Origin of the sequence: Nonomuraea sp. NPDC052265 (assembly GCF_044547985.1) — a bacterium.
Lineage (GTDB): Bacteria > Actinomycetota > Actinomycetes > Streptosporangiales > Streptosporangiaceae > Nonomuraea.
Genome location: NZ_JBIUBJ010000005.1, coordinates 312,692 through 337,415, shown reverse-complemented (window position 1 = coordinate 337,415; position 24,724 = coordinate 312,692). Strand labels below are relative to the sequence as shown.

General features: G+C 73.1%; 26 protein-coding genes and 1 tRNA gene. 17 read left to right on the top strand and 10 right to left on the bottom strand.

Features of this window, described 5'->3' with window-relative positions:
- Positions 1-56: 56 nt before the first annotated feature.
- On the top strand, positions 57-767 hold the full coding sequence (locus ACIHAD_RS18540; RefSeq protein ID WP_397355696.1) for a FadR/GntR family transcriptional regulator: 711 nt from the start codon (positions 57-59) through the stop codon (positions 765-767).
- On the opposite strand, the gene ACIHAD_RS18535 is transcribed toward ACIHAD_RS18540, so the two are convergent.
- Positions 764-1,348 carry an HD domain-containing protein gene (locus ACIHAD_RS18535; RefSeq protein ID WP_397355695.1) on the bottom strand — a complete coding sequence of 195 codons (585 nt, stop codon included), beginning with the start codon at positions 1,346-1,348 and terminating at the stop codon, positions 764-766. The two genes, ACIHAD_RS18540 and ACIHAD_RS18535, sit on opposite strands and share 4 nt — an antisense overlap.
- Before the next feature lie 31 nt (positions 1,349-1,379).
- Here ACIHAD_RS18535 and ACIHAD_RS18530 point away from each other — a divergent pair, with 31 nt between their 5' ends.
- On the top strand, positions 1,380-2,228 hold the full coding sequence (locus ACIHAD_RS18530; RefSeq protein ID WP_397355694.1) for a DUF4429 domain-containing protein: 849 nt from the start codon (positions 1,380-1,382) through the stop codon (positions 2,226-2,228).
- Between the two features lie 92 nt (positions 2,229-2,320).
- Here ACIHAD_RS18530 and ACIHAD_RS18525 read toward each other — a convergent pair whose 3' ends face one another.
- From ACIHAD_RS18525 to ACIHAD_RS18510, 4 genes are all read right to left on the bottom strand, one after another.
- The gene (locus ACIHAD_RS18525) at positions 2,321-4,648 is read right to left on the bottom strand and encodes a helicase-associated domain-containing protein (RefSeq protein ID WP_397355901.1); all 2,328 of its coding nucleotides are present in this window, start codon (positions 4,646-4,648) and stop codon (positions 2,321-2,323) included.
- Between the two features lie 92 nt (positions 4,649-4,740).
- Positions 4,741-4,817: transfer RNA gene (locus ACIHAD_RS18520), tRNA-Lys, on the bottom strand.
- A gap of 41 nt (positions 4,818-4,858) precedes the next feature.
- Positions 4,859-5,782 carry a nucleoside hydrolase gene (locus tag ACIHAD_RS18515; protein WP_397355693.1) on the bottom strand — a complete coding sequence of 308 codons (924 nt, stop codon included), beginning with the start codon at positions 5,780-5,782 and terminating at the stop codon, positions 4,859-4,861.
- Between the two features lie 348 nt (positions 5,783-6,130).
- Positions 6,131-6,523: an OsmC family protein gene (locus ACIHAD_RS18510; RefSeq protein ID WP_397355692.1), complete on the bottom strand. Its 393-nt coding sequence runs from the start codon at positions 6,521-6,523 to the stop codon at positions 6,131-6,133.
- A 52-nt stretch (positions 6,524-6,575) separates the two neighbouring features.
- On the opposite strand from ACIHAD_RS18510, the gene ACIHAD_RS18505 reads away from it, so the two are divergent.
- Both ACIHAD_RS18505 and ACIHAD_RS18500 read left to right on the top strand, forming a co-directional pair.
- Positions 6,576-7,307, top strand: coding sequence for a hypothetical protein (locus tag ACIHAD_RS18505; RefSeq protein ID WP_397355691.1), 732 nt, complete (start codon positions 6,576-6,578; stop codon positions 7,305-7,307).
- Positions 7,308-7,357: 50 nt separating this feature from the next.
- A complete protein-coding gene (locus ACIHAD_RS18500) occupies positions 7,358-8,131 on the top strand; it encodes an FAD:protein FMN transferase (protein WP_397355690.1) in 774 nt (257 codons plus the stop codon).
- Between the two features lie 7 nt (positions 8,132-8,138).
- Here ACIHAD_RS18500 and ACIHAD_RS18495 read toward each other — a convergent pair whose 3' ends face one another.
- Entirely contained in the window at positions 8,139-8,414 is a 276-nt protein-coding gene (locus ACIHAD_RS18495; RefSeq protein ID WP_397355689.1) for a hypothetical protein, read from the bottom strand.
- 115 nt (positions 8,415-8,529) lie between these two features.
- Here ACIHAD_RS18495 and ACIHAD_RS18490 point away from each other — a divergent pair, with 115 nt between their 5' ends.
- The gene (locus ACIHAD_RS18490; protein WP_397355688.1) at positions 8,530-8,910 is read left to right on the top strand and encodes a phage holin family protein; all 381 of its coding nucleotides are present in this window, start codon (positions 8,530-8,532) and stop codon (positions 8,908-8,910) included.
- 10 nt (positions 8,911-8,920) lie between these two features.
- Positions 8,921-10,252 carry an aromatic amino acid ammonia-lyase gene (locus tag ACIHAD_RS18485; RefSeq protein WP_397355686.1) on the top strand — a complete coding sequence of 444 codons (1,332 nt, stop codon included), beginning with the start codon at positions 8,921-8,923 and terminating at the stop codon, positions 10,250-10,252.
- On the opposite strand, the gene ACIHAD_RS18480 is transcribed toward ACIHAD_RS18485, so the two are convergent.
- Entirely contained in the window at positions 10,194-11,207 is a 1,014-nt protein-coding gene (locus ACIHAD_RS18480; protein ID WP_397355685.1) for a LacI family DNA-binding transcriptional regulator, read from the bottom strand. The two genes, ACIHAD_RS18485 and ACIHAD_RS18480, sit on opposite strands and share 59 nt — an antisense overlap.
- 211 nt (positions 11,208-11,418) lie before the next feature.
- Here ACIHAD_RS18480 and ACIHAD_RS18475 point away from each other — a divergent pair, with 211 nt between their 5' ends.
- A complete protein-coding gene (locus ACIHAD_RS18475) occupies positions 11,419-12,279 on the top strand; it encodes an amidohydrolase family protein (RefSeq protein ID WP_397355684.1) in 861 nt (286 codons plus the stop codon).
- Between the two features lie 309 nt (positions 12,280-12,588).
- Complete coding sequence (locus tag ACIHAD_RS18470; protein ID WP_397355683.1) at positions 12,589-13,125, top strand: cysteine dioxygenase; 537 nt, start codon at positions 12,589-12,591, stop codon at positions 13,123-13,125.
- On the opposite strand, the gene ACIHAD_RS18465 is transcribed toward ACIHAD_RS18470, so the two are convergent.
- Entirely contained in the window at positions 13,097-13,762 is a 666-nt protein-coding gene (locus tag ACIHAD_RS18465) for a hypothetical protein (protein WP_397355682.1), read from the bottom strand. The genes ACIHAD_RS18470 and ACIHAD_RS18465 overlap by 29 nt on opposite strands.
- A 14-nt stretch (positions 13,763-13,776) precedes the next feature.
- Positions 13,777-14,943: a CynX/NimT family MFS transporter gene (locus ACIHAD_RS18460; RefSeq protein ID WP_397355681.1), complete on the bottom strand. Its 1,167-nt coding sequence runs from the start codon at positions 14,941-14,943 to the stop codon at positions 13,777-13,779.
- A gap of 75 nt (positions 14,944-15,018) precedes the next feature.
- On the opposite strand from ACIHAD_RS18460, the gene ACIHAD_RS18455 reads away from it, so the two are divergent.
- Complete coding sequence (locus tag ACIHAD_RS18455) at positions 15,019-16,002, top strand: LacI family DNA-binding transcriptional regulator (protein ID WP_397355680.1); 984 nt, start codon at positions 15,019-15,021, stop codon at positions 16,000-16,002.
- Here the strand turns inward: ACIHAD_RS18455 and ACIHAD_RS18450 are convergent.
- Positions 15,965-16,363, bottom strand: a complete 399-nt coding sequence (locus tag ACIHAD_RS18450; RefSeq protein WP_397355679.1) for an MFS transporter — start codon at positions 16,361-16,363, stop codon at positions 15,965-15,967. The genes ACIHAD_RS18455 and ACIHAD_RS18450 overlap by 38 nt on opposite strands.
- 18 nt (positions 16,364-16,381) lie before the next feature.
- Between ACIHAD_RS18450 and ACIHAD_RS18445 the strand changes: the two genes are divergently transcribed.
- The 8 genes from ACIHAD_RS18445 to ACIHAD_RS18410 all read left to right on the top strand — a co-directional run bounded on the left by ACIHAD_RS18445 (position 16,382) and on the right by ACIHAD_RS18410 (position 24,724).
- Positions 16,382-16,900, top strand: coding sequence for an ArsR/SmtB family transcription factor (locus tag ACIHAD_RS18445; protein WP_397355678.1), 519 nt, complete (start codon positions 16,382-16,384; stop codon positions 16,898-16,900).
- 92 nt (positions 16,901-16,992) lie between these two features.
- On the top strand, positions 16,993-17,958 hold the full coding sequence (locus ACIHAD_RS18440) for a sugar-binding transcriptional regulator (protein WP_397355677.1): 966 nt from the start codon (positions 16,993-16,995) through the stop codon (positions 17,956-17,958).
- Between the two features lie 170 nt (positions 17,959-18,128).
- On the top strand, positions 18,129-19,184 hold the full coding sequence (locus ACIHAD_RS18435) for a sugar ABC transporter substrate-binding protein (protein WP_397355676.1): 1,056 nt from the start codon (positions 18,129-18,131) through the stop codon (positions 19,182-19,184).
- Between the two features lie 9 nt (positions 19,185-19,193).
- Entirely contained in the window at positions 19,194-19,967 is a 774-nt protein-coding gene (locus tag ACIHAD_RS18430) for an ATP-binding cassette domain-containing protein (RefSeq protein WP_397355675.1), read from the top strand.
- Between the two features lie 2 nt (positions 19,968-19,969).
- Positions 19,970-21,193, top strand: a complete 1,224-nt coding sequence (locus ACIHAD_RS18425; RefSeq protein WP_397355674.1) for a sugar ABC transporter permease — start codon at positions 19,970-19,972, stop codon at positions 21,191-21,193.
- On the top strand, positions 21,193-22,677 hold the full coding sequence (locus ACIHAD_RS18420) for an FGGY family carbohydrate kinase (RefSeq protein ID WP_397355673.1): 1,485 nt from the start codon (positions 21,193-21,195) through the stop codon (positions 22,675-22,677). The genes ACIHAD_RS18425 and ACIHAD_RS18420 overlap by 1 nt, the downstream gene beginning before the upstream one ends.
- The gene (locus ACIHAD_RS18415; protein ID WP_397355672.1) at positions 22,674-24,113 is read left to right on the top strand and encodes an FGGY-family carbohydrate kinase; all 1,440 of its coding nucleotides are present in this window, start codon (positions 22,674-22,676) and stop codon (positions 24,111-24,113) included. The genes ACIHAD_RS18420 and ACIHAD_RS18415 overlap by 4 nt, the downstream gene beginning before the upstream one ends.
- Positions 24,110-24,724 (top strand): histidine phosphatase family protein, encoded by a 615-nt coding sequence (locus ACIHAD_RS18410; protein ID WP_397355671.1) that lies wholly within the window; start codon positions 24,110-24,112, stop codon positions 24,722-24,724. The genes ACIHAD_RS18415 and ACIHAD_RS18410 overlap by 4 nt, the downstream gene beginning before the upstream one ends.

Genomic DNA, 24,724 nt, shown 5'->3' with positions numbered 1-24,724 from the left:
CGTCTTGAGGTCAACAGAGGATTTCCGGAATGTTACCTACGACGAAAGGAAGCTCCATGACCGCAGTCCCGCGTCCGGCACGCCCCAGCCGGGCCGTCGAGGCCCAGGAGGGCGTCAAAGACCTGATCGTCAGGCGCGGGCTGGTCGCGGGCGACCCGCTGCCCACGGAGTCGGAGCTCATGGAGGAGCTCCGGGTCAGCCGCAACTCCGTCAGGGAGGCGCTGAAGGCCCTCCAGGCGGTCGGCATCGTGGACATCCGCCACGGCTTCGGCATGTTCGTCGGCCGGATGTCGCTGTCCGGCCTGGTGGACGAGCTGGCCTTCCACAGCCGCATCACCCTCCAGAACGGCCGCAACAACCTGGCGCACCTCATCGAGATCCGCGAGATCCTGGAGAGCGGCCTCGTCCAGCGGCTCATCGACCTGGGCCCGGCGGCCGACCTCGCCCCGGTGGCCGACGTCATGGCCCGCATGGACCACGAGTCGCAGGTCGGCGAGGTCTCCCCCGAGACCGACCGGCTCTTCCACGACCTGCTCTACCGGCCGCTCGGCAACCCGCTGGTCAGCCAGCTCCTCGGCGCGTTCTGGGACGTCTACCACCAGCTCCGCGACCACCTCGGCGCCCCCGACGAGCCGCCCGGCGACGTGGCCAGGCGGCACCGCGACATCTACGCCGCGGTGCTGGCCGGTGACCGGGCCGCCGCGGTGTCGGCCGTGTACGCGCACTTCGACGGCGTGCGCAACCGGCTGGCCCGGCTGGGAGGTTAGTCCGGGTAGCGGGCCACGCGCCTGGCCCATGGCCGCCGCCACTCCTCGTACCACTCGGCGAACCAGGGGTGGGGCGCGGCCAGCGGCACGATGCAGGAGACGGTCTCCTGGTAGTAGCTCTTCTGGAACCGCCAGTGGAGGCGCTGCAACTCCTGCACCTTGCTCACCCGGTCGGCCAGCTTCACGAGCACGGCCTGCGCCGGGGCCTTGGCCAGCGCGGCCAGGTGGTCGGCCTTCGCATGCCCCGCGGGCCTGGTCACCCAGCGGACGAGCCCGGTCACGTCCGCCCCGAACCGCCGTGCGAGCTCCCGCTCGGTGCACGCCGTGTCCTCCAGCACGTCGTGCAGCACGACCGCGGTCAGCACGTCGGGGTCGCGCACCTGCGCCCCGGCCACCGCCACCTCCAGCGCCTCCAGCAGGTGCTCCACGTACGGCCGCCCGGTGGGACGCTGCTGCACGCCGTGCTGCGTCCGCGCGAAGCGCACCGCCTCGCGCAACCTCGTGACGGCCTGCGACGGGAGCGCCTCGGCCAGGGGTCCGGCGGCCTGGCCCCACGACATCCAGCTCGTGAAGATCTTCATCGGGCTCCTCTCGACGTCCTAGGCTGAGAATATGACCGAGATCGCCGTTCCCGACGGCTCGTGGACCTTCAATGGAGAGATGCTGCGCATCGTCCCCGGCGGCGACAAGAACGTCCACGAGCTCCGCAAGGTGCTCGGCGAGGTCGCCGTGCCGCTGGAGGCCATCGCGACGTGCGCGTTCGAGCCCGGCCGCAAGGGCGGTCAGCTGCGCCTTCGCCTGCGCTACGGCGCAGACCCCCTGTCCGACCTCGTCGCCGGATCGCTGGCCGCGCCCGCCGACCCCTACCGGCTGGCGGTGCCCAAGGAGCGCGCCGGCGCCGCCCAGTACTTCGCCGACGAGGTCCGCGACACCCTGGAGATCAACCAGACGCCGAGCGGCCCCTGCGAGCACTACCTCCTTCCCGGCCCCGCCATCCCCGTCTCCGCCACGGCGGGCGACGGCACGGCGATCTTCGACGGCGAGCGGGTACGCCTGGAATGGTCGGGTTTCGCCAGCTCGGAGAAGGAACGGGCCGGGTCGCAGGAGTTCCCGCTGGCCGACCTGGTGGGCGTGGAGTGGAAGCCGCAGTCCGGCCTGGGCTACGGCACGCTGCGCTTCCGGCTCAAGGGCGACGGGCCGGGCGTCAACCCGCAGAAGGACCCTCACTGCGTCTCCTGGGGCATCCAGCGCTTCGGCGGCGCGACCGCGCTGGTCGGCGCGGCGGTGCTGGCCCGGCTGCCGCGCGAGGTGCCCGCGGAGCTTGAGCCGCCGGCCCCCGGCGGCGACGCGCACGACGCGGTGCTGCGCCGCCTGGCCGAGCTGGGCGAGTTGCACCGCTCGGGCGTGCTGACCGACGAGGAGTTCGCGGCGGCCAAGCAGGCGATGATCCGCCGGCTGTGACCTGCCGCCTTTGATCTGGCGGCCTTATCCGCTTGGCGGCCGTTCGCCCTCTGTGGGACGGTTGAGCCGTGCGCGACACGCTGGACGCGTGATCAGGTCAGCACCTTGGTGATCTTGGCCAGGTCCAGCAGCCGGAACTCGGCGGGCTCGTGGCACCACACGTCGAGGTCGGCGCCGCGCACCTCCGGGCCGCTGACCGTGAGGTCCTCGCCGTCGTAGGTGATCCGGGCCGTGCCGTGGTACTGCAGCTCCATCGCCACCCGATCGCGGGCCTTGGGGGGCAGGGCGGTGGCGCACCGGCTGAACACGTCGCGCAGCCCGTGGAAGATCGGGGCCGGCTCGCCGGCGGTGGTGACCAGCCAGGCGGCGGCGCGTTCGGGGCTGAGCACCGCATGCTCGCGGCGGGCCGGACGGGCGGGGGCGCGTCTGGGCGTCCGGCCGGTCACGGCGAGCGAGCCGTCGGCCTCGCGGGCCACCGGCGCGTACCCGGCCTCCCTGAGCAGGGCCAGGGTCTGCGCCGGGTCGAGGGCGCTGGCCAGGACGGTGGGGGCGAGCAGGCGCGGACGCAGCTTCGCCAGCCTGCGATGCGCGGCCAGCTCGGCCAGCAGGGCGTGGTCGCCCACCACGCAGCAGCCCACCGGGACCACCTCGATCTCCCCGTGCCGCCGGGCGACGTCGTGGACGAGGTACGTCAGGGGCTGCGGCAACGGCCCGGAGGCCACCTCGGCCAGGGCGGAGACGAGGTCGGCCGCGGTGTGGCCGGCGTCCAGGGCGCGGCGTACCGAGGCAGGGCCGAACCGCCACGTGCCACCGGGCTCGCGGTCGGCTGCCCGGTCGAGGACCTCGGCCAGGGCGGCGGCGGGCGGGCCGGTGACCACGGCGGTCAGGTCGGTCCCGAACAACGCCTGCTGCCGGGCCACGGCCAGCAGCGCCTCGGCGGCCTCGGCCACCTGCGGGGCTGAGGGCGTCCGGAGGGCCAGGCCGGGCGGGCTGAGGGCGTCCGCGCCGACCAGGCCCAGCAGCCTCGACTCGGCCAGGACCGCCAGCACGACCTCGCGGCAGCTCGCCCGCTGCACCAGCGGAAGGTGCCAGCTCGCGGCCGCCGCCACCTCCTCGGCGTCCACCACGGCCGCCGCCTCTCCTGCCGCCGTTCCGTCCGGGAGCAGCTCGAACACCACCTCGCGGATGACGCTGGACGGCGTCCCGGTCCCGGCGGGGGCCAGCGGGGTACGCGGCTTGCCGTCGTACCGGCGGGTCGGGCTGATCGGCAACCGCCACCACGCCTCGACCAAGGCCGCGTAGCGGTCGGCCGGCTCCAGACGCAACCACGCGTCGTAACCCCTGGTCGGCGAGACCCCGCTACGCCGCGTCTCGGTCGCGCGCCGGGTACGCACCTGCGTGACCGGGTTGGCGGCCAGCAGCCCGGCGGCGTGCGTGACGTCCAGCAGCAGGCGGACCTCGTCCTCGGCGCTGCCCAGCCGGCCGGCCAGGCGGCGCACCTCCTTGACCCCGACGCCGCCGCCCTTCAGCTCGGGCAACGACTCCGCCGCCGCGGCCTCCAGCAGGGCCGCGGCCCGGTCCAGGAGGCGGAGGGCGGCCACGGACGCCTCGTGCGCGACGAGCTCTCCGGCGACCGGCCGCGTACGGACGGCCGGTCGCTCGACCGGCAGATCGATCCGGTGGTCACGCCCGCGCAGCGCGAGCGCGACCTCGATGGGCATGACGTACGTGCGCTCCCAGTCGACGCTCCAGACGAGACCGTGGTCGCGGGCCCAGCGCGCCGGGGTCATCGCACGCCGCGGCTGGTACTGGCCGCGCGGCGGGAACTCGTCGAGCACCCGCGCGGGCCCTCGTTCGACGAAGTCGTCCAGCAGCTCGCGGGTGCCCGCCGGGGCGCGGGCGACCAGCCGGGCAAGCCTGTCGGGGTCGCCGAGGACCGCCGCGATGGACTCCATCAGCATCGCCTTGCGCCCCGTGCCGGTGCCGCCCAGCCGCCGGTGCATGTCGGTCAGCTCGGCCACGGTGACCTGCGGGAGGAGCGCGGCCAGGTCGGGACCGAGCCCCAGGGGCGTGGGCAGCACCGCGGGCAACCCGGCGGCGAGACGCAACGCCCCGCCCTCACCCCGCCGTACGAGCGCCGCGCGTTCGAGCCGGTCGATCAGCTCCGAGCGGTCGACCCCGGCGTCCACCAGCTCGGACAACGGCCGCCCGGTACGGGCCGACACCAGGATCGCCTCGGTCAGCAGCAGGCAGGGCAACGGCGTCCGGGACAGCGCCAGGTGCACGGACTCGGGCGCGTCGAGCCGCTCGGCCAGCTCGACCAGCCGCCGCGGCGGCACGGGCCGCAACACGTCCGGCCGCAACGCCAGCACCTCGGCCAGCCTCTCCGCACCCAGCCCCGCCAGCCACCTCAGAAACATCTCGTCCACCGACCGATTGTCGCAAGCCGTTGGCACCGAAGGGGCCCGGAAAGCAGCGAAACCGCCTGGGAGACCAGGCGGTTTCGGTGAGGTGGTGCGCCGCCAGGGACTCGAACCCCGGACCCGCTGATTAAGAGTCAGCTGCTCTAACCAACTGAGCTAGCGGCGCAACAGGCTTAACTGTATCAGCCGCCGGACGGTGCCCGCACATCAGCCGAGCCGCTCCCCCAGCCTCCCGTACGCCCCCAGCACCAGGTCCCAGAACCCCTTCACGTCCACGGACGTCGCCACCAACGCGTTCGCCGCACGTCCGCGCAGGTTGAAGTCGGTGACGGTCATCCCCCGCGTGTACGTCCCGGCGGTCTCCACGTTCACCACGGCCGGCACGCAGGTGAACAACGACGGGTCCAGCACGTACGCCACCGCGCAGGCGTCGTGGATCGCCGGGCCGCCCTCGGCCGTCACCACGCCGTAGAACCGCGCGGCGGGCACCAGCAGCTCCGACAGCCGGCCGAGCGGCCGCATGCGGTCGAGCACGTCCGCGGTGACCAGGGCGGACAGGGTCACGTCGAGGCCGAGCTGCCGTACCTGCCAGCCGGCCTCGAAGACGATCGCCGCGGCCTCGGGGTCGGCCAGCATGTTGAACTCGGCCGCCGGGTTGTGGTTGCCCCGCGTGTACGAGCCGCCCATGATCACCAGCTCGCGGGCCCACTCCACGACGCGGGGCTCGCGGCGTACGGCGAGGGCGATGTTGGTCAGCGGGCCCACCGCGACCAGCGTGATCTCGCCCGGGGCGGCACGCAGGGCGTCCACGATGAAGTCCACCGCGTGGCCGTCCGACAGGGGGCGTACGGGGGCGGGCAGGACGACGTCCCCGAGGCCGGTGGCGCCGTGGACGTGGCCGGCGCGGACCGTACGGTGCAGCAGGGCGCCCGCGCTGCCGGGCGTGACCGGCACGTCGCCGAGGTCGAGGAACTCCCTGAGCGCCAGCGCGTTGGCGGTGGTCAGCTCCAGGTCGACGTTGCCGCCCACAGTCGTGACGCCCACCACGTCGAGGTCCGGGGAGCCGGCGGCGAGGGCCAGGGCGAGCGCGTCGTCGATGCCGGGGTCGCAGTCGATGAGAACTTTCTTCACACCACAGGACAATACGCATGAGCCACGGCTCACCAGTTCCCGGATGTGGAGTGAAGGCGGGCGGCGGGCGGGCCCATCAACAGGAGGCGGGGAGACGGGGGGACGGCAGGGGGGATGTGGGTATGGATCGGGGCCGGGCAGTTCCCCCAAATCTGCCCGGCCCCGATCGGTGGCGGTCCAGGCCGACGTCTTCCCCCAAAAACGTCGGCGGTCCCGCACTCGCGGACCGCGGTCCCCCTCCGCGTCCGCATCGGTGAAGGTCTGTTGTGGCCTCTCGACCTGCTACAACGCTACCGAGACGAATGCAACGGTCGCGTCATAACGGGGTCGAATAAGCGTTTAATCCGACTAGGGAAGCTCCAATCGAACCTCTGTACCGTCCTGCAACGATCTGCTCACCGTGCAGTACTTGTCGTGAACCCGCCCGGCCACCGCCCTGAACACCTCGTCGGCCTCCTCCGAGGGCAGTTCCACGTCGTAGGTGACCGTCACGGGCCCGAGCTTGTTCGGCTCGACCTTCTCCGACTCCACCGTCATGGCCAGGCGCACCAGCCGGTGCCCGCGCTTGGCCGTGAGCGGCTCGACGGTGACGATGTTGCATCCGCCCACCGCCGCGAGCAGCAGCTCGACCGGGGTGAACACGCCTTCCTCGTCGCCGCCACCCATCCTCACCTCGGCGCCGCGGGCGTTCGTGGCCCGGAAACCGCCGTCTTCTGTCCGCTCAACACGCACGTTAGCCATGTTTCAGACCTTACTCAGAAAGCTCTCATGTTCCTTCAGCATCGTCGTAGACATGGCTAGTGAGGTGAATGCGAGTCACGGTCCCATCCTCTTCTGGTGCGGGGTCGCGGTCGCCGAGTTCGGCGCGATCCAGCCGGGGTTCGGCTCCCCCTGGCGGCCCACCGCGTACGCCGCCGCGGCGCTGCTCGTCGCGCTCGGCTTCGCCACCGTCAAGGCCGCCGACCTGCTCCGGACGGAGCAGGCCAGGCAGCGGCTGCGGCTCGGCGGTTACCTGGCCGGCGCGCTGCTGGTGGCCCACGAGCTGAGCTCCACCGCGTACGTGACGGAGCTCAGCCGCGTCGGGTCGCTCCTGCTGTACGCGATGGCGGCCGTCATGGCGGTCCGCAGCCACACGGTGGCCCCCGAGACCAGGGGCAGGGTGCTGATCGCGTCCGGCATGGACGCGGAAACCCTGCGCGCCCGGCTGACCGGCAATACCGGGCGCGACACCGGGCGCAGCACGGGGGCCGACATCGTGGCCGTCTACCGGACCGAACGCGCCAGCACCGAGCTGCGCGACCTGGAAGCCAGGTACGGCCTCATCCTCGTCACCGGCGCCGAGCACGACCCGAGGGCCAAGGAGCGCATCAGCGCCTCCGGCCTCAGCCGCGAGATCCCCGACATCGCCGAGCGCGAAGTGGTCGTCGAGGGCCCACGCCCGTTCACCCGGTACGTCGGCGGCGCGTTGTCACGCCTCGCGATCCCCAGGTCACAGGTTCATTTCAAACCAGGGCAAAAGGTTTAGCCCCACGTTACGGCCGACGTGAGAGCGTGGGCAGCGGACAAGGAGGCCAGGTGACGATTTTCCCCGGAAGCGCCCGTGTCGACACGGTCATGGGCATGCCCGTCAGCGTGGACATCCGCACGGCTCTGCCGGCCCGAGAGCTCACCCCCCTGCTGGACGACGCCTTCTCCTGGTTGCGCTGGGTGGCCGACACCTTCAGCCCGGCCAAGGAGGACAGCCAGATCTGGCGGCTCAACCACGACCTGACCATCAGGCAGATCCCCGAGCTCGTCGAGGTGCTGCATCGCTGCGAGGAGCTGGGCGAGGCGACCGGCGGCTGGTTCGAGCACCGGATCAACGGCGTGATCGACCCCTCCGGCTACATCAAGGGCTGGGCCCTCGAACGCCTGTCGCGGGCCCTGTGCAACGCGGGCGCCGGGGACCACCGCATCAACGCGGGCGGCGACATCAGGGTGCGCGGCTCGGCCGCCCCGGGCAAACCCTGGCGCGTCGGCATCCGCGACCCGCGCACCGACGTCGTCAGGAAGGCGCTGTTCGCCCACGACCTCGGCATCGCCACCTCGGGCGGCGCGGCCGTGGTGGACCCGCGCACCGGGGAGCGCCAGCAGACGCTGGGCTCGGTCACCGTGATCGGCCCCGACCTCGGCGTGGCCGACGCCTACGCCACCGCCATGTACGCCATGGGCCCCACCCTGGCCAGGCGCTTCGCGGCCGACCTGGCCGACGCGGGCGCGTACGAGACCATGATCGTGCTGCGGGACGGCCAGGAGGTCAGCACGCCGGGCATCTCGGGGATCGCCGCGGGGGCGCGCCTGGCCGGCTGAGCGCGGCTCACGCGTCGGGGTGATCGCGCAGGTATTCCAGGTAGATCGGGCGCAACGCCTCGCCCAGCTCGCCCTCGCCCGCCGCCAGCGCGTCGCTGAGCAGCGCGGAGACCCGGCTGAGGTCGTTGGCGGTCTCACTCTCATGACCGCTGGCGGCCTCGGCGGCCGGGATCACCTTGAGCAGGTTCCACAGGAAGCCCAGATCCCCATGGCGTACGGCGTACCGCACCGCTCGGTCGTGCAACTCCGCCGCGGGCAACGACTCAAGACCATTAGCGTCCATCCCGCTCCCTTTCCCGACATGAGTCACAGGTAACCGCCACTACTGTCAGTGATCGAACGGCGTCCTGCCGTCCGTCTATCGCGCCGGCGATCGCGAAGTGGGAGGATCAACCAGCGTGAGATTCATCATCAGAACCGTGGCCGCGGCCGCCGCCCTCTGGGTCGCCATCCAGCTCCTCGACGGCATCAAGATCACCGCCCCGGAGAACTCGGCCAAGTACTGGGGCGTCCTGCTCCTGGTGGCCCTGATCTTCGGCGTCGTCAACGCCATCGTGAAGCCGATCGTCAAGGCGCTGGGGTGCGCGGTCATCGTGCTGACCCTGGGGTTGTTCCTCCTCGTCATCAACGCGGGCATGCTGCTGCTGACGAGCTGGATCGCCGGTCAGTTCGACATCCCCTTCCACGTCGACAACTTCTACCCCGCCGCCTTCTGGGGCGCGATCATCATCAGCGTCGTCAGCTGGCTGCTCGGCCTGTTCATCCCCGACAACGACTGACCCCCTTCCCATGCAGCTCAACGGCGCCGGCCTGACCTGCGCCCACGTGCACGAAGCCGCCCACGGCCGGGCCCGGGTCACGATCGCCTCCCTCGATCGGGCCCGGGCCTCGTGGGCCACCGCCCAGGGGCTGAGCGGCCCGGTCTACGGCCGCAGCACGGGCGTGGGCGCCAACCGGGACGTCCGGCTCGACTCCCCCGGCCTCGACCTGCTGCGCAGCCACGCCTGCGGAGCGGGTCCCCTGGTGGAGGCCGAACGCGCGCGGGCGATGCTCGTCGTGCGGCTCAACCAGCTCATGGCGGGCGGCTCGGGCATCGACCCGGCCGTGCTGCCCGTCCTGGCCGACGCGGTCGCCGGCGGCTTCACGCCGCCGGTCCGTACGTACGGCGCGATCGGCACCGGCGACCTGACCGCGCTCGCCACCACGGCCCTGTGCCTGCTGGGCGAGGTGCCCTGGCGGCGCGCGGGCGAGGAGACGGCCGGGCCGCGCTTCGCGCTCGCCTCCGGCGACGCGCTGCCCTTCATCAGCTCGGGCGCGGCCACGCTGGCCGACGCCGCGCTGGCCTGCCACCGGCTGGGTGATCTGCTGGAGGCCGCGGTCGACGTGGCCGCCCTGTCCTTCACCGCCGTGGACGCCTCCGCCGAGCCGCTGGCCGCGGCCGTCCAGGAGGCCAGGCCGCATCCGGGCCAGTCGCGCGTGGCCGCACGCCTGCGCGGCCTGCTCACCCACGAGCTGGCCACCCGCGTCCAGGACCCGTACGGCTACCGCGCCTTCGCGCAGGTGCACGGCGCGGCCGTGGACGCGTTGGAGCGTGCCACCGCGACCGTCGAGACCGACCTGAACGCCGCCACCGAGAACCCGCTCGTCACCGGCACCCTGGCCTGGCACAACGGCAACTTCCACTCGGCCCCGGTGGCCCTGGCCCTCGACGCGCTGCGGGCCGCGCTGGCCCACACCGCCCAGCTCAGCACCGCCCGCCTGGCCACCCTCATGAACCCCGCCTACACCGGGCAGCTCCCCTTCCTGGCCGACCGGCCGGGCGCCTCCGGCCTCATGATCCTGGAGTACGTGGCCCAGGACGCCCTGGCCGAGCTGCGCCACCTCGCGGCCCCCGTGACGACCGGGACCGCGGTGATCTCGCTGGGCACCGAGGACCACGCCGGCTTCGCCACCCAGGCCGCCCGCCACGCGCTGCGCTGCCTCGAACCGCTGGAGATCGTGCTGGCCTGCGAGCGCGCCGCCGCCGTACGGGCCCGCAAGGGGGCGCGGCCCGACGGACAGCTCACCGACGAGCTGGACGAGGCGCGGGCGGCGCTTGCGCGACCGAGCCACGCTCCCTGAGCGTCGGCTCCTGGACCACGCGGCGCCGCCGGGTGCCGCCGTCGGCCGCGGCCGCGATGAGCCGCACCGCGGCCCTGACGATGCCGTCGATGTCCCAGTCGACGGTGGTCAGGCCCGGGGTGAGCAGCCCCGACATGGGATGGTCGTCGTAGCCCATGACCGACACGTCGCCGGGGATGGACAGGCCCAGCTCCTTGGCCGCGGCGTAGACGCCGTAGGCGATGGAGTCGGCGAAGCAGAAGACCGCGCTCGGCCTGGACGTGGAGAGGATCTCGTGGGCCGCCGAGGTGGCCGCGGCCAGGTCGTGGGGGGCCGTGACGACCTCGATGTCGAGCCCCAGCCGGTCGGCCTCGGCCAGGACGTGCACGTCGGCCGGACGGTCGGGGGTGCTGGCATGGGTGGGCGTGAGCACGGCCACCCGGCGGTGACCGAGGCCGGCCAGATGTTCGAGGGCCAGGGTGACGCCCCGGCGGTTGTCGAAGACGACCTCGCCGGCCGTGCCCGCCAGTGAGTCGCCGATCGCGACGACGGGCAGCGACTCGCACAGCTCGGCCCAGAACGGCGCGGCCGGGTCGACCGGCTGCACGATCATGCCGTCGACGCGCTGGTCGCGGAGCTGCTGGGCGAGCACGCGCTCGCGGTCGGGGTCGCCGACCGCGTCGAGGATCAGGGCATAGCGGTCTTTCTCCCGCAGGCCCCTGCTGATGCCGACCGCCAGCGACTGCTGCCACAGGTCTTCGAGCGAGCCGCAGAGCAGGCCGATCATGCCCGTGCGGCCGCTGGCCAGGGCCCTGGCGATGGGGTCGGCCTCGTAGCCGAGCTCGGCCGCGGCGGCGCGGACGCGCTCCATCGTCTCCTCGGAGACCTGCATACCGCGCAGCGCATAGGAGACGGCCGCCGGAGACAGACCGGTCGCGCGGGCCACTTCCCGAATCGTCGCTCTCTTCCGCGGCATCCAGCCAGCCTATTGCCTGCCACCGACAGAAGCCGGATTCCCGCTCAGGCTCGCGGGGTTCTTCCTGACCCGGCCTCGACGTGCGAACCGTTGACAAACAGGACAGTGAAGCGGTTCACTGAACCGTATCACTGAAACGGTTCACAGGCTTGATTTCGCAGTACAGTTCGTTTACCTGTAATCTCAGTAGGAAATAGAGGGAGGTGTGATCGTGAGCATCGACGTGCATCAGCATCTGTGGACGGATTCGTTCGTCGCGGCGCTGCGCGCTCGCACCGCCCCTCCCCGGCTCGACGGCTGGACCCTGCTCCTCGACGGCGAGCCGCCGTACGAGGTCGATCCGGCCGACCACGAGCACCGGGACACGACCGGGCTCGACCTGGCGCTGGTGTCGCTGTCGAGCCCGCTGGGCGTGGAGTTCCTGCCGCCGGAGGAAGCCTGGCCGCTGATCGACGCCTACCACGAGGGCGCGCTCGCGCTGGGCGAGCCGTTCGGGGTGTGGGCGGCGACCTGCCACAGCGAACCCGATCCGGAGCGGCTGGCCGAGGACCTCGACCGGGGGGCGGTCGGGCTGCAGATCCCGGCCACCGCCGTACCGGACGATCGGCTGCTCGACGTGCTCACCGAGCGGGATCTGCCGCTGTTCGTGCATCCCGGGCCGGCCGCCGTGGCGCCGCCGCCGGGTGCGCCGTCGTGGTGGCCGGCGCTGGTGCCGTACGTGCAGCAGATGCACGCGGCCTGGCACCACTTCCACGCCGTGGTCAGGCCCCGGCACCCTCGGCTGCGGGTGTGCTTCGCGCTGCTGGCGGGCCTGGCGCCGCTGCACTCCGAACGGCTCATCGCCCGGGGCGGCACCGGGCGCGGCCTGGTCGACCCCGGCTTCTTCGTGGAGACGTCCTCCTACGGGCCGCGTGCCATCGACGCGATCGTCCGCGAGCTGGGCATCGACGTCGTCGTCAACGGCTCCGACGCCCCGTACGCCACCGCCCCCGACCCCGGCCTCGGCGCCGCCGCCCTCCACGCCATCCACTCCACCAACCCCCGCCGCCTCCTGTCCCTCCCCAAGCCATGACCCCCGCGAGGGAGCGCCCGCGCCGGCACGGGCGACCGAGCCCGCCGAACGGAGTGAGGCCATCAGACCCGCGAGGGAGCGCCGGCGCCTGGAGGAGCGGCGGGAGCGAAGTGACCAGAGCGGGGGAAGGCGCCGGCATTCAGGCGACCGAGCCGCCTCACGGAGTGAGGCCATCAGACCCGCGAGGGAGCGCCGGCGCCTGGAGGAGCGGCGGGAGCGCAGCGACCAGAGCGGGGGAAGGCGCCGGCATTCAGGCGACCGAGCCGCCTCACGGAGTGAGGCCATCAGATACAGAAGGGAGACTCGTACGTGAGTGACATCCAGATCCAGGGCGGGGGCGTGTGTGCCGGGCTTCCGGAGCGCGCGCTCGACCGGCGTGAGCTGCGCGACCTGGTCGACGAGCTGGCCGCCAACCCGCAGGAGTGGCGCGAGCTGGTCGACTTCCCCACCGACGGCGGACGGCACTACGCCTCCCTGTACCGGGACGCCTACGTGGACGTCTGGGTGCTGTGCTGGCGTCCCGAGGACGATACGGGCTGGCACGACCACGACATCTCCTCGGGCGCGGTGCACGTCGTCCAGGGGGCGCTTCAGGAGTGCAACCCGCGCATCGGCGGCGAGCACCTGGAGACCGTGGTGCCCGCCGGCCAGTCGTTCTCGTTCGGGCCCGACCACATCCACCGGCTCGGCGGCGCGGTGGGCGAGAGCGTCTCGATCCACGCCTACTCGCCGCCGCTGTGGCGGCTCGGCCAGTACTCCATCGACGACAGCGGCGTCATGCGCCGCGTGTCGGTGAGCTACGCCGACGAGCTGCGCCCTATGGACGAGCCGGTCGCTGTGGCCTGAGCACGCAGCAGCTCCCGCACGCCTCGGCGTCGGGCAGGGTGATCCACAGGCAGCACGTCCTGCGGAAGTAGCCGTCGTCGGCGGGCTCGACCAGCCCGTCGACCGGTTCGCCGATCTCGGCGAGCAGGGCCATGTAGTCGCCCTTGACGATGGTGACGAGCGGGTGGGCGAACGCCTCGGCGGTCGAGCCCCACAGCGTGCGCTCGCCGACCTTGGCGAGCGCGCCGATGGCCTTGACCAGCGGTTGCTGCGCCTCGGCCAGCGACTCGCGGATGGGCTCGACGCCCGTGCCCCAGCTCACCCGGCCGGCGGCGATCGTCACGCCGGCGTCGGAGACCTTGAAGTAGGTGTCGGCCAGGCGCATGACCGGGATGCGGCCGTCGAGGGCCCAGCCGAGCGCCATGGGCAGGCTGTGCCAGTAGCCGAAGGTCTTCCAGAACAGCGCCGCGCCGACGTGCCGCGGCGCGTTCCAGCGCGCGGCCGTCTGCGCGACCAGGTCCTCCAGCAGCGTGTACGGCTCCCGCACCAGGTCGGCGGCGGGCGTCCAGCTCTCGTCGGGGTCGATCACGAGGCCGGGCTCGACCCCGATGACGCCGCCCCGGGCGTCGGCCAGGCGCTGGAGAGCCTCGGTCAGCACGCTGCGGATCCCTTCTATAGGTTAGCCTTACCTAAAGTAGCAGGGCGTCCGGCGAACCATCCAGCCACCAGCTGAGCGCCGAGGACCCCCAGGCCGACCGTCAGCGGGAGGGTCCAGCCGCCCGAGACCTCCCTGAGGTAGCCGAACAGCAGCGGGCCCAGGGCGGCCACCACGTACCCCACCGACTGGGCCACGGCCGACAGCGCGGTCACGCCGGCGGGATCGGCCGGGCGCAACGCGATGATCAGCAGCGCCAGCGCGAACGAGGCCCCCTGGCCGACGCCGAGCACGATCATCCACACCCACGGCAGGGTGGCCGGGGCCAGCAGCACGCCGAGGTAGCCGAGCACGGTCAGCACGCCCGCGCCCACCACGTACGGCACCTGCGAGGCCCGGCGCCCGGCCAGCACCGGCACCGCGAGCGAGGTCGCGACCTGGACCAGGTTCGTCAGGCTGAGCAGGTAGCCGGCCTGGTCGGCGGGCAGCCCGGCGTCGAGGAAGATGGTCGGCAGCCAGGCCAGCATGACGTAGAAGGTGAGCGACTGCAGGCCCATGAGGGCGGTCACGTACCAGGTGACGCGGCTGCGCAGGACGACGCCGAACGGCCTCGGGCCGCCCTGCTCGGCGGGCCTGCCCCGGACCGCCTGCGGCAGCCAGAGCAGGGCCGCGACCAGGGCGGGCACGGCGAGCAGCGCCGAGACGCCGCGCCAGTCGAAGCCGGTGACCCGTTCCAGCGGGATCACCAGGGCCGAGGCCCCGGCCGCGCCGGCGACCACGGCCGCGACGTAGACGCCGGTGAGCAGGTTGACCCGGGTCGGGAAGTGCTGCTTCACGATGCCGGGCATGGAGACGTTCATGACGGCGATGGCGGTCGCGGCCAGCGCGGAGCCCAGGTAGAGCATGGGAACGCCGTCGAGCCCGCGCAGCAGCTCGCCCGCCGCGACGACGAGCAGGCCGGCCAGCAGCGTCCTGTCCAGGCCGATGCGCCGCGCGAGCAGCGGGGCCACCGGGCCGAACACGCCCAGGCAGAGCACCATGACGGTGGTGATCGCGCCGCCGGCCGACGGCGACAGCCCCAGGTCCTTCATGACCTCGTCGAGGAGCGGTGAGAGGCCCGCGATGGCGGGCCTCAGGTTGAGCGCGGCCAGCACGAACCCGGCAACCAGCAAGGCGTGTCTCAACGGCATAGGGCACCTACTCTGGCACAGGCGTCTGACAGCGTTGTCCGCCCGGGTGGAGTAGGACATGATCCATGCGTGAGACCGACGATGAAGGACGTCGCGTCGGCGGCGGGCGTGGCGCTCAAGACCGTCTCGCGCGTCGTCAACGGCGAGCCCGGCGTCCATCCGGCCACCGCCGAGCGGGTGCGGGCGGCCATCGACCGGCTGGGCTACAGCCGCAACGAGAGCGCCCGGGGGCTGCGCACCGGCATGACCGCCACGATCGGGCTGGTCATCGAGGACGTAGCCGACCCGTTCTACGCCGGTCTCAGCCGGGCCGTCGAGGACGTCGTCATCGACCACGGCTGCCTGCTGCTCAGCGGCTCCTCGGGCGAGGAGCCGGGCCGGGAGCGCGAGCTGGTCGAGACGTTCTGCGCGCGCAGGGTGGACGGGCTGATCGTCGTCCCGGCCGGCGACGACCACGCGTACCTGCGGGGGGAGCTGGAGACCGGCACGCCCGTGGTGTTCGCCGACCGGCCGCCCGAGCCGGGGATCGACGTGGACACCGTGCTCGCCGACAACGCGGGCGGGGCCGAGCAGGCCGTACGGCACCTGCTCACGTACGGGCACCACAGGATCGCGTTCCTGGGGGACGATCCGGCGATCTACACCGCGGCCGAGCGGCTGGCGGGCTACCGGCGGGCGCTCGGCGGGCTGTTCGACCCGCGGCTGGTGGCGATGCGCACGCCGTCGCTGGACGGCGTGCGGGCCGACCTGCGGCGCATGCTGGCCCTGGACGCGCCGCCGACCGCGCTGTTCACCGGGAACGGGCGGCTCACCGTGACCGCGCTGCGGGCCCTGGAGGGGCGGCGGCTCGCGCTGGTGGGGTTCGACGACTTCGAGCTGGCCGACCTGCTGCGGCCGGGGGTGAGCGTGGTGGCGCAGGATCCGGCGTGGATGGGCCGGGTGGCGGCCGAGCTGCTGTTCCGCCGCCTGCGCGGTGACGGCGGGCCTTCGGAGCACGTCGAGCTGCCCGTACGTCTCATCCCGCGGGGCTCCGGCGAGCTTCCGGCTGCGTGACCCCACCGGGCGACGTGACCCCACCGGGCGACGTGACCGCACCGGGCGACGTGGCGGGGCCGGTGGGCGGGGCTGGGCGCGGTGGGCGGAGCGACCGGACCAGGGCCAGGGCGACCAGGACGCCCGCCGCGCCCGCCGCGACGATCGCCGGGCCGGGCCCGATCGACTCGCCCAGCACGCCGACCAGCGCCGCGCCCGCCGCCTGGCCCGTCATCAGCCCCGCCGACTGCAGCCCGAACGCCTGCCCGCGCCCCTCCTCGGGCACCGCGTCCACGAACCGCCGCTGCAACCCGAGCTGGTACGACAGCCCCGCCGCCGCGCACCCGGCCAGCACCGCGGCCCACCCCATGCCGGGCCCCACGAGACCGAGCTGGCCTCCATGCGCCGGACCCCGGTCGGCCAGGCGCACGAGGGGATCGCCAGGGTGCCGGCCAGGCTGCCGCCGCCACCGGGGCCGGTCCGGGACCTGCTGTTCTCGCCGCGGGTGGTGGACACATCGAGGTGCGCCTGCACACCCACCACGGCCGCCACGCGCTGGGCGGCAAGGGCCTGGTTCCTGCCGACCGTCTTCTCCCCCTCGGCCGGCGTGTACCTGGGGGAGGCGTGGCCCAACGCCCTGGTCTACCCGGCCCGGGGCACCGGCGCCGGGGTCGGGGTGCCGGACGGCGACCTGGCGCTGCTGATCGGGCGCACCCGGGCGCGCGTGCTCACCGAGCTGGCCGTGCCCGCGAAGACCACCCATCTCGCCGCCCTGCTCGGCCAGAGCCTCGGCGCCACCGGCGGGCACCTGGCCGCCCTGCGCCGGACGGGCCTGGTCGCCGGCACCCGCACCGGCCGTTCCGTCCTTTGTGCGCGTACGCCGCTGGGTGACGCGTTGGTCGGCCGATCGCTGGCGTAGCGGGCCGGCCTGTCCCTCGCGGCCCGAGGCCGTATAGTCGTCTTCGCATGTGTTCAGCAATTGTGTTCACGCACCATCGAGGGAGCGCGCGCATGAATGCCGCCGACGTCGCACCGGAGGCGCAGGCCAGGTTCCCCCACGAGCTGATGTACGCCGCGGCCCAGCAGTACTACATGGAGGACGCCACCCAGGGCGACATCGCCACGCGGCTCGGCGTCAGCAGGGCGACCGTGAGCAGGCTGCTCACCGAGGCGCGCAGGCAGGGGATCGTCGAGATCAAGGTCCACCGCCCGGCCACGCTGGCGGACGGCCCGCTGGCCGCCGAGGTGGCGCGGGCGCTCGACCTGGAGCGCGTCCACCTGGTGCCCAAGGTCAGCGGCCCCACGCTGGGCCCGTGGCTGGCGCCCGGCGTGGCCCGCGCGCTGGCCGCCGTGGGGCTGGAGTCGGGCGACGTGGTGCTGGTCTCCTCGGGCACCACCGTCTACGAGTGCGCCCGCGAGGGCCTGGGCCAGTTCCCCGGGGTCACGATCGCGCCGGCCGTCGGCGGCCAGGAGGAGCCGCAGCCCTGGTTCCAGACCAACGAGACCACCCGCATCCTGGCCGAACGCGCCGGCGGCGTGCCCGCCTACCTCTACGCCCCCGCCTTGCCGGGCCCCGAGCTGTTCTACTCGCTCCAGCACGAGCCGTCCGTGCGCCGGGTCATGGACCTGTGGGCGCACGCCAAGTGCGCGATCGTCGGCGTGGGCTCGGCGCCGCTGATGCGGCAGATGGTGCCCGCGCTCATGCCCCGCGACGCCGATTCCCTGCGGCACGCGGTGGGCGACGTCTGCATGCGCGTCTACGACAGGAACGGCGACCCGGTGACGTACCCGGGCAGCGAGCGCCTGGTGGCCCCGCGCCCCGAGGAGCTGCGCCGCATCCCGGCCACGATCGCGGTCGCGGTCGGCGCGGAGAAGGTGCTCTCGATCGTCGCGGGGGCCAGGGGCGGCTACTTCAACCAGCTCGTCACCGACACCCCGACCGCGGAGGGCCTGGTGGCAGCCGCGCGTCAGCTCTGAACACTTTTGCTGGACAAATATTCTGACCTCGCGCTAACGTGAGCCGCACCACAGGGCTCGCCCTCCTGTGAGGGCGTGCCCCGGTCTCGGGGGCATCGAGCGTGATGAATGAGCGAGTGAGGAATGAACCCGTGAACAGAGCTCAGACGCGGACCTATGCGTTCGCCGCAATGGCAGTGCTCGCAGGCTCGGTGCTGGCCGCCTGCGGCTCGGACTCCGGCTCCGGCGGTGGCGGGAACACCGGCGGCGGTGGTGGGAGCGCCGAGAACGCGAAGGTCGCCTTCCTCATGCCCGACCTCGCCTCCACCCGGTACGAGCTGCAGGACAAGCCCCTGTTCGAGGCCAAGATGAAGCAGCTGTGCCCGAGCTGCGAGGTCATCTACCAGAACGCCGACTCCGACGCCGCCAAACAGCAGCAGCAGGCCAACTCCGCGCTGGCCCAGGGCGTCAAGGCGATCGTCATCGACCCGGTCGACTCGGCCGCGGCGGCCACCATCGTCAAGACGGCCCAGTCGCAGCAGGTCCCGGTCATCGCCTACGACCGTCCGATCCCGGCCACGCCGGCCGACCACTACATCTCCTTCGACAACGAGAAGATCGGCGCGATGATCGCCCAGTCGCTGGTCGACCACCTCAAGAAGGAGAACGCCGAAGGCGGCATCCTCCAGGTCAACGGCTCCCCCACGGACGCGGCGGCCGGGCTGATCAAGAAGGGCATCCACAGCGCGGTCGACCCGAGCGGCTTCAAGCTGCTGGCAGAGTACGACACCCCCGACTGGCAGCCCGAGAAGGCCCAGACCTGGGTCAGCGGCCAGATCACCCAGTTCAAGGACCAGATCGTCGGCGTGGTCGCGGCCAACGACGGCACCGGCGGCGGCTCGATCGCGGCCTTCAAGGCGGCCGGGGTCAAGGTGCCGCCGGTCACCGGGAACGACGCCGAGATCGCCGCCGCCCAGCGCGTCATCTCGGGCGACCAGTACAACACGATCTCCAAGCCGATCAAGATCGTGGCCGAGGCCGCCGCGGACACGGCATACCAGTTCATGCAGGGCAAGAAGCCCGCGGGCAAGGACACGCTCTACGACACGCCCTCGCAGTTGTTCGTCCCCACGGTCGTGACCAGGGAGAACATCAAGGAAGTGCTGTTCGACAGCCAGATCATGAAGGCCGCCGACGTCTGCACCGGCGAGTACGCCAAGGGCTGCGACGAGCTCGGCATCAAGTAGGAGGCGCCGATGACCGTCCTGTCCCTGCGGGGCATCAACAAGACCTTCGGTGCGGTGGCCGCCCTCACGGACATCGAACTCGATGTGGCGGCGAGCCAGGTCGTCGCGGTCGTCGGCGACAACGGCGCGGGCAAGTCGACGCTGGTCAAGATCCTCTCCGGCGTGCACCCGCCGGACTCGGGGACGATCACGTTCGGCGGCCGGGAGGTCGAGATCCCGAGCCCGGCCGCCGCGCACCGGCTCGGCATCGCCACCGTCTTCCAGGACCTGGCGCTCTGCGAGAACCTCAACGTGATCCAGAACCTGTTCCTCGGCCAGGAGATCCGCCCGCTGCGGCTGAACGACGTGGCCATGGAGACCCGCTCGTGGGAGCTGCTCCGGCAGCTCTCCGCCAAGATCCCGAGCGTGCGGGTGCCGGTCGCGGCGCTGTCCGGCGGCCAGCGCCAGACGGTCGCCATCGCGCGGTCGCTGCTCGGCGACCCCAAGATCATCATCCTGGACGAGCCCACCGCCGCACTCGGCGTGGCCCAGACCGCCGAGGTGCTCAACCTGGTCGAACGCCTGCGCGAGAACGGCCTCGGCGTCATCATGATCAGCCACAACATGGCCGACGTGAAGGCCGTGGCCGACAAGGTGGCGGTGCTGCGCCTCGGCCGCAACAACGGGGTGTTCGACGTGGGCGACGTCTCCGCCGAAGAGATCATCGCCGCCATCACCGGCGCCACCGACAACGCGGTCTCCCGCCGGGCCCAGGCCAGAGACACGAGGGAGGTCACCCCGTGACCATGACCACAGACCGTCAGGACGAGCGGCTGCTCGACCGGCAGGGGCTGCGCGGCGTGCTCGCCGACGTGGTGGAGCGGGCCCGCGGCGGCGACCTCGGCGTCATCCCCGTCGTGGTCGGCCTCGTCGTCATCTGGACGGTCCTGCAGATCCTCAACCCGATCTTCCTGTCCAGCGCGAACCTGGTGAACCTCACGCTGGAGTCGGCCGCCGTCGGCGTCATCGCGCTGGGCATCGTGTGCGTGCTGCTCGTGGGCCAGATCGACCTGTCGGTCGGCTCGGTCAGCGGCCTGTCCGGCGCGGTGCTCGCGGTGCTGTTCGTGAGCAACGGCCTGCCGGTCTGGATCGCGATCGGGGCCTCGGTGCTCATGGGCGCGGTCATCGGCTGGTTGTACGGGCAGCTGTTCAACCGGTTCGGCGTGCCCAGCTTCGTGATCACGCTGGCCGGTCTGCTCGCCTTCCTCGGCCTCCAGCTCTACGTGCTGGGCACCAAGGGGTCGATCAACCTGCCGTTCGACTCGGGGCTGGTGAACTTCGCGCAGCTCGACTTCGTGCCCGCCTGGTTGTCGTACACGTTCGCGGTGGTCGCGGCGGGCTGGTTGTTCGTCAGCGGCTTCCTGCACGCCGGGCAGCGGCGGCGGGCGGGGTTGTCGGCCAGGAGCGTGCCGCTGCTGGCGGCCAGGAGCCTCGCGCTGCTGGCGGTGCTGGCGTTCGTGGTCTGGTACCTCGGGCGGACGCGCGGCGTGGGCTGGATGTTCGTCTTCTTCGTGGCGCTCGTGCTGGTCATGCACTACCTGCTGTCGCGGACGAAGTGGGGCAGGGCCGTCTACGCCGTGGGCGGGAACGTGGAGGCCGCGCGCCGCGCCGGAATCAACGTCAGGGCCGTCTACACCTCGGTGTTCGTGCTCTGCTCGACGTTCGCGGCGGTGGGCGGCATCCTGGCCGCCGCGCGGCTGGCCGCGGCCAACCAGAGCAGCGGCGCGGGCGACGTCAACCTCAACGCCATCGCGGCGGCCGTCATCGGCGGGACGAGCCTGTTCGGCGGGCGCGGCACGGCGTTCGGCGCGCTGCTCGGCATCGTCGTGATCCAGTCGATCTCCAGCGGCCTGACGCTGCTGAACCTGGACTCCTCGATCCGGTTCGTGGTCACCGGCGCCGTCCTGCTGCTCGCGGTGATCGTCGACTCGGTGTCGCGCCGGTCGAGGACCTCGCACGGCAGGGCCTGATGGCGATCATCTGCGTGGACGCGGGCACCACGGTCATCAAGGCGGTCGGCTACGACGCCACCGGCGCGGAGACCGCCGTCGCCCGCCGCGCCACGACCGTGTCCAGGCCCGCGCCCGGCCACGCCGAGCAGGACATGCACGCCGTCTGGGACGCGGTCGCGGACGCCGTGCGCGAGGTCGCGGCCGAGCTGGCCCCCGTGGACCCCGTGGACCCCGTGGACTTCGTGGCCGTCACGGCCCAGGGCGACGGCTGCTGGCTCGTGGACCGCCACGGCGACCCCACCGGCCCGGCGATCCTGTGGAACGACGGCCGCGCCGCCGCCCTGATCGACGCCTGGACCAGGTCCGGCCTCGCCGCGACCGCGTTCGCCGTGAACGGCTCCTCGGCCGCCTCCGGCCTGCCGCACGCCGTCCTGACCTGGCTGCGCGAGCACGAACCCGACCGGCTCGAACGTTCGGCCGCCATGCTGACCTGCGGCGGCTGGATCTTCTCCCGGATGACGGGCGAGCTGGTCGCCGACGAGTCCGACGCCTCGGCCCCCTTCATGGACCTGCGCGCCCGCGCCTACTCCCCCGGCCTGCTGAGCGCGTTCGGGCTGGAGTGGGCCGAGCGGCTGCTGCCCCCGATCCGGTCCTGCCACGTCGCCGCGCTCACCTCGGACGCGCTCGGGCTGCCCCTGGGCACCCCCGTCGTGATGGCGCCGTACGACATCGTCAGCACGGCGCTGGGCGCGGGCGCGGTGCTGCCCGGCCAGGCGTGCGGCATCCTCGGCACGACGTTGTGCACCGAGGTCATGGTCGAGTCGCCGGCGCTGGACGGCGAGCCGACCGGCATCACGATCGCGGCCCCCGGCGGCTACCTGCGGGCCTTCCCCACGTTCGCGGGGACCGAGGTCGTCCAGTGGGCCTGCCGCCTGCTCGGGCTGCGCGATCCCGCCGAGCTGGGCGAGCTGGCCCTGCTGGGCGAGCCGGGCGCGGGCGGGCTGGCGTTCCTGCCGTATCTGTCGCCCGCCGGGGAGCGGGCGCCGTTCTCCGACCCGCTGGCCAGGGGGGCGCTGCTCGGCCTGTCGTTCGAGCACGGGCGCGAGCAGGTCGCGCGGGCCGTGCTCGAAGGGCTCACGATGGTGATCCGCGACTGCCTGTCCGCCACCGGCGCCCCGCCCACGGAGCTGCGGGTGTGCGGGGGCGGCTCGGCCAGCGCGGCCTGGCTGCGGCTGATCGCCGACGTCACCGGCCTGCCGGTACGGCGTCCGGCCGACGCCGAGGTCGGGGCGCGGGGGGCGTACCTGGTGGGCCTGGCGGCCACGGGCGGTGCGGCGTCCGTCGCGGAGGCGGCCGGCCGGCACGTACGCCTGCGCGCGGCCGTCGAGCCCGACCCCGGCCCGCACGAGCGGTACGACCGGCTGTTCGCCGACTTCCTGACCCTGCGGACGACCGAGGCAAACTCGTGGCCGCTGCTGGCCGGGATGCGGAGCCGGGCATGAGCGTGTGGATCGGCATCGACCTCGGGACCCAGAGCGTACGGGCGATGGCCGTGGACGCGGACGGCCGGGTGCTCGGCGCGGCCGTCCGCCCGCTGACCAGCCACCGCGACGGCCCCCGCCACGAGCAGGACCCCGAGCAGTGGTGGCGCGAGCTGGCAGCGGCCACCCGCGAGGCGCTGCGCGACGTGCCGCCCGGCCGGATCGAGGGCGTGGCCGTCGACGCCACCTCGGGGACGATCCTGCTCACCGACCGGGACGGCGCCCCGCTGACCCCCGCCCTCATGTACGACGACCGCCGCGCCACCGCCGAGGTGGACCGGGTCAACGAGGCCGGCGGGCACGTGTGGGAACGGCTCGGCTACCGGCGCATGCAGCCGAACTGGGCCCTGCCGAAGCTGCTGTGGCTGCTGCGCGACGCCCCGCCGGGCGTGCGCGCCGCCCACCAGAACGACTTCGTCAACCGCCGCCTGGTCGGCCACGAGGTGTCCACCGACCTGAGCAACGCGCTCAAGACGGGCGCCGACCTGATCGGCGAGCGCTGGCCGGACGACGTCCTGGACGCCCTCGGCGTGCCCCCCGGCACCCTGCCCGGGGTGGTGCGCTCGGGCACCCGTCTCGGCGCGGTCTGCGCGGGCGCCGCCGAGGAGACCGGCATCCCCGCGGGCACCCCCGTGATCGCCGGGACCACCGACGGCTGCGCCGCCCAGCTGGGCGCGGGCACCAGGCGGATCGGCAGCTGGAACTCGGTACTCGGCACCACCCTGGTGCTGAAGGGCGTCACGAAGGACCTGCTCCACGACCCCCTGGGCGTGGTCTACTCCCACCGCGCCCCCGACGGCTCCTGGCTGCCTGGCGGCGCCTCCAGCACGGGCGCGGGCGTCCTGACGAGGGACCTGCCGGGCCGCGACCTGAACGCCCTGAGCACTCAGGCGGAGACCCGTCGCGGCGACCTCGGGTCCGCGCCGATCACGTACCCGCTGATCGGCAGAGGGGAGCGATTCCCGTTCGCCGCTCCCGGGGCCGAGGGGTTCACGATCGGCCGCGAACCGGCCGACGACGTCGAGCGGTACGTCGCCGTCCTGCTCGGCGCCGCCTTCGTCGAACGTCTGTGCTTCGACTACCTCGACCTGCTGGGCGCGCCCGTGGACGGCGAGATCGTCCTGACCGGCGGCGCGACCAGGAGCGCCTTCTGGAACCAGCTCAGGGCCGACGTCCTCGGGCGTCCCGTGACGCTGCGCGAGAACGCCGAGCCCGCCCTGGGCATGGCCGTGCTCGCGGCGGGCGGCCCCGGCCACATGATCAGGACCCGCGCGGTGATCGAGCCGTCGGCCGCCGGCCTCCACGAGCCGTACCTGCGGTTCGTCGGGGAGCTGGAGCGGCGCGGCTGGCTGCCCGCGAACGCCGCCGGGCACGCCCGGAAGAGGAGCAGCTCATGACCGACCTCGTCCTGGTCCGCCACGGCGAGACCGTCTGGCACGCCGAGAACCGCTACGCGGGCGTCAGCGACATCGAGCTGACCCCGCGGGGCCGCGAGCAGGCGGCCCTGCTGGCGGACTGGGCGGCGCGGGCCGGGCTGGCGGCGGTGTGGTCGTCCACGCTGAGCCGGGCCCGGCTGACCGCCGGGCCGAGCGCCGCCGCGGCCGGCGTGCGGCCGGCCGTGGACACCCGGCTGCGGGAGCTGGACTTCGGCGCGGGCGAGGGCCTGACCTCGGCGGAGATGCACGACCGTTTCCCCGAGGCGCGGGCCGCCTTCGAACGCGACCCGGCCGCCCACCCCCTGCCCGGCGGCGAGGACCCGAACGAGGCCGCCGGCCGCTTCGTCGCGGCCCTGCACGACATCTCAGCGCAGCATCCCGGCGGGCGGGTGCTCGTCGTGGCCCACACGACCGCCATCAGGCTCGCCCTGTGCCGGCTCATCGGGGTCCCGCTCGGCGAGTACCGCCGGCTCTTCCCGCGCCTGGACAACTGCGCCGTGACCGAGCTCCGCACGGGCACGGGACGGCCGGCGATGCTGCGGTACAACTCCCCGATTGGAGCCGTTCGTTGA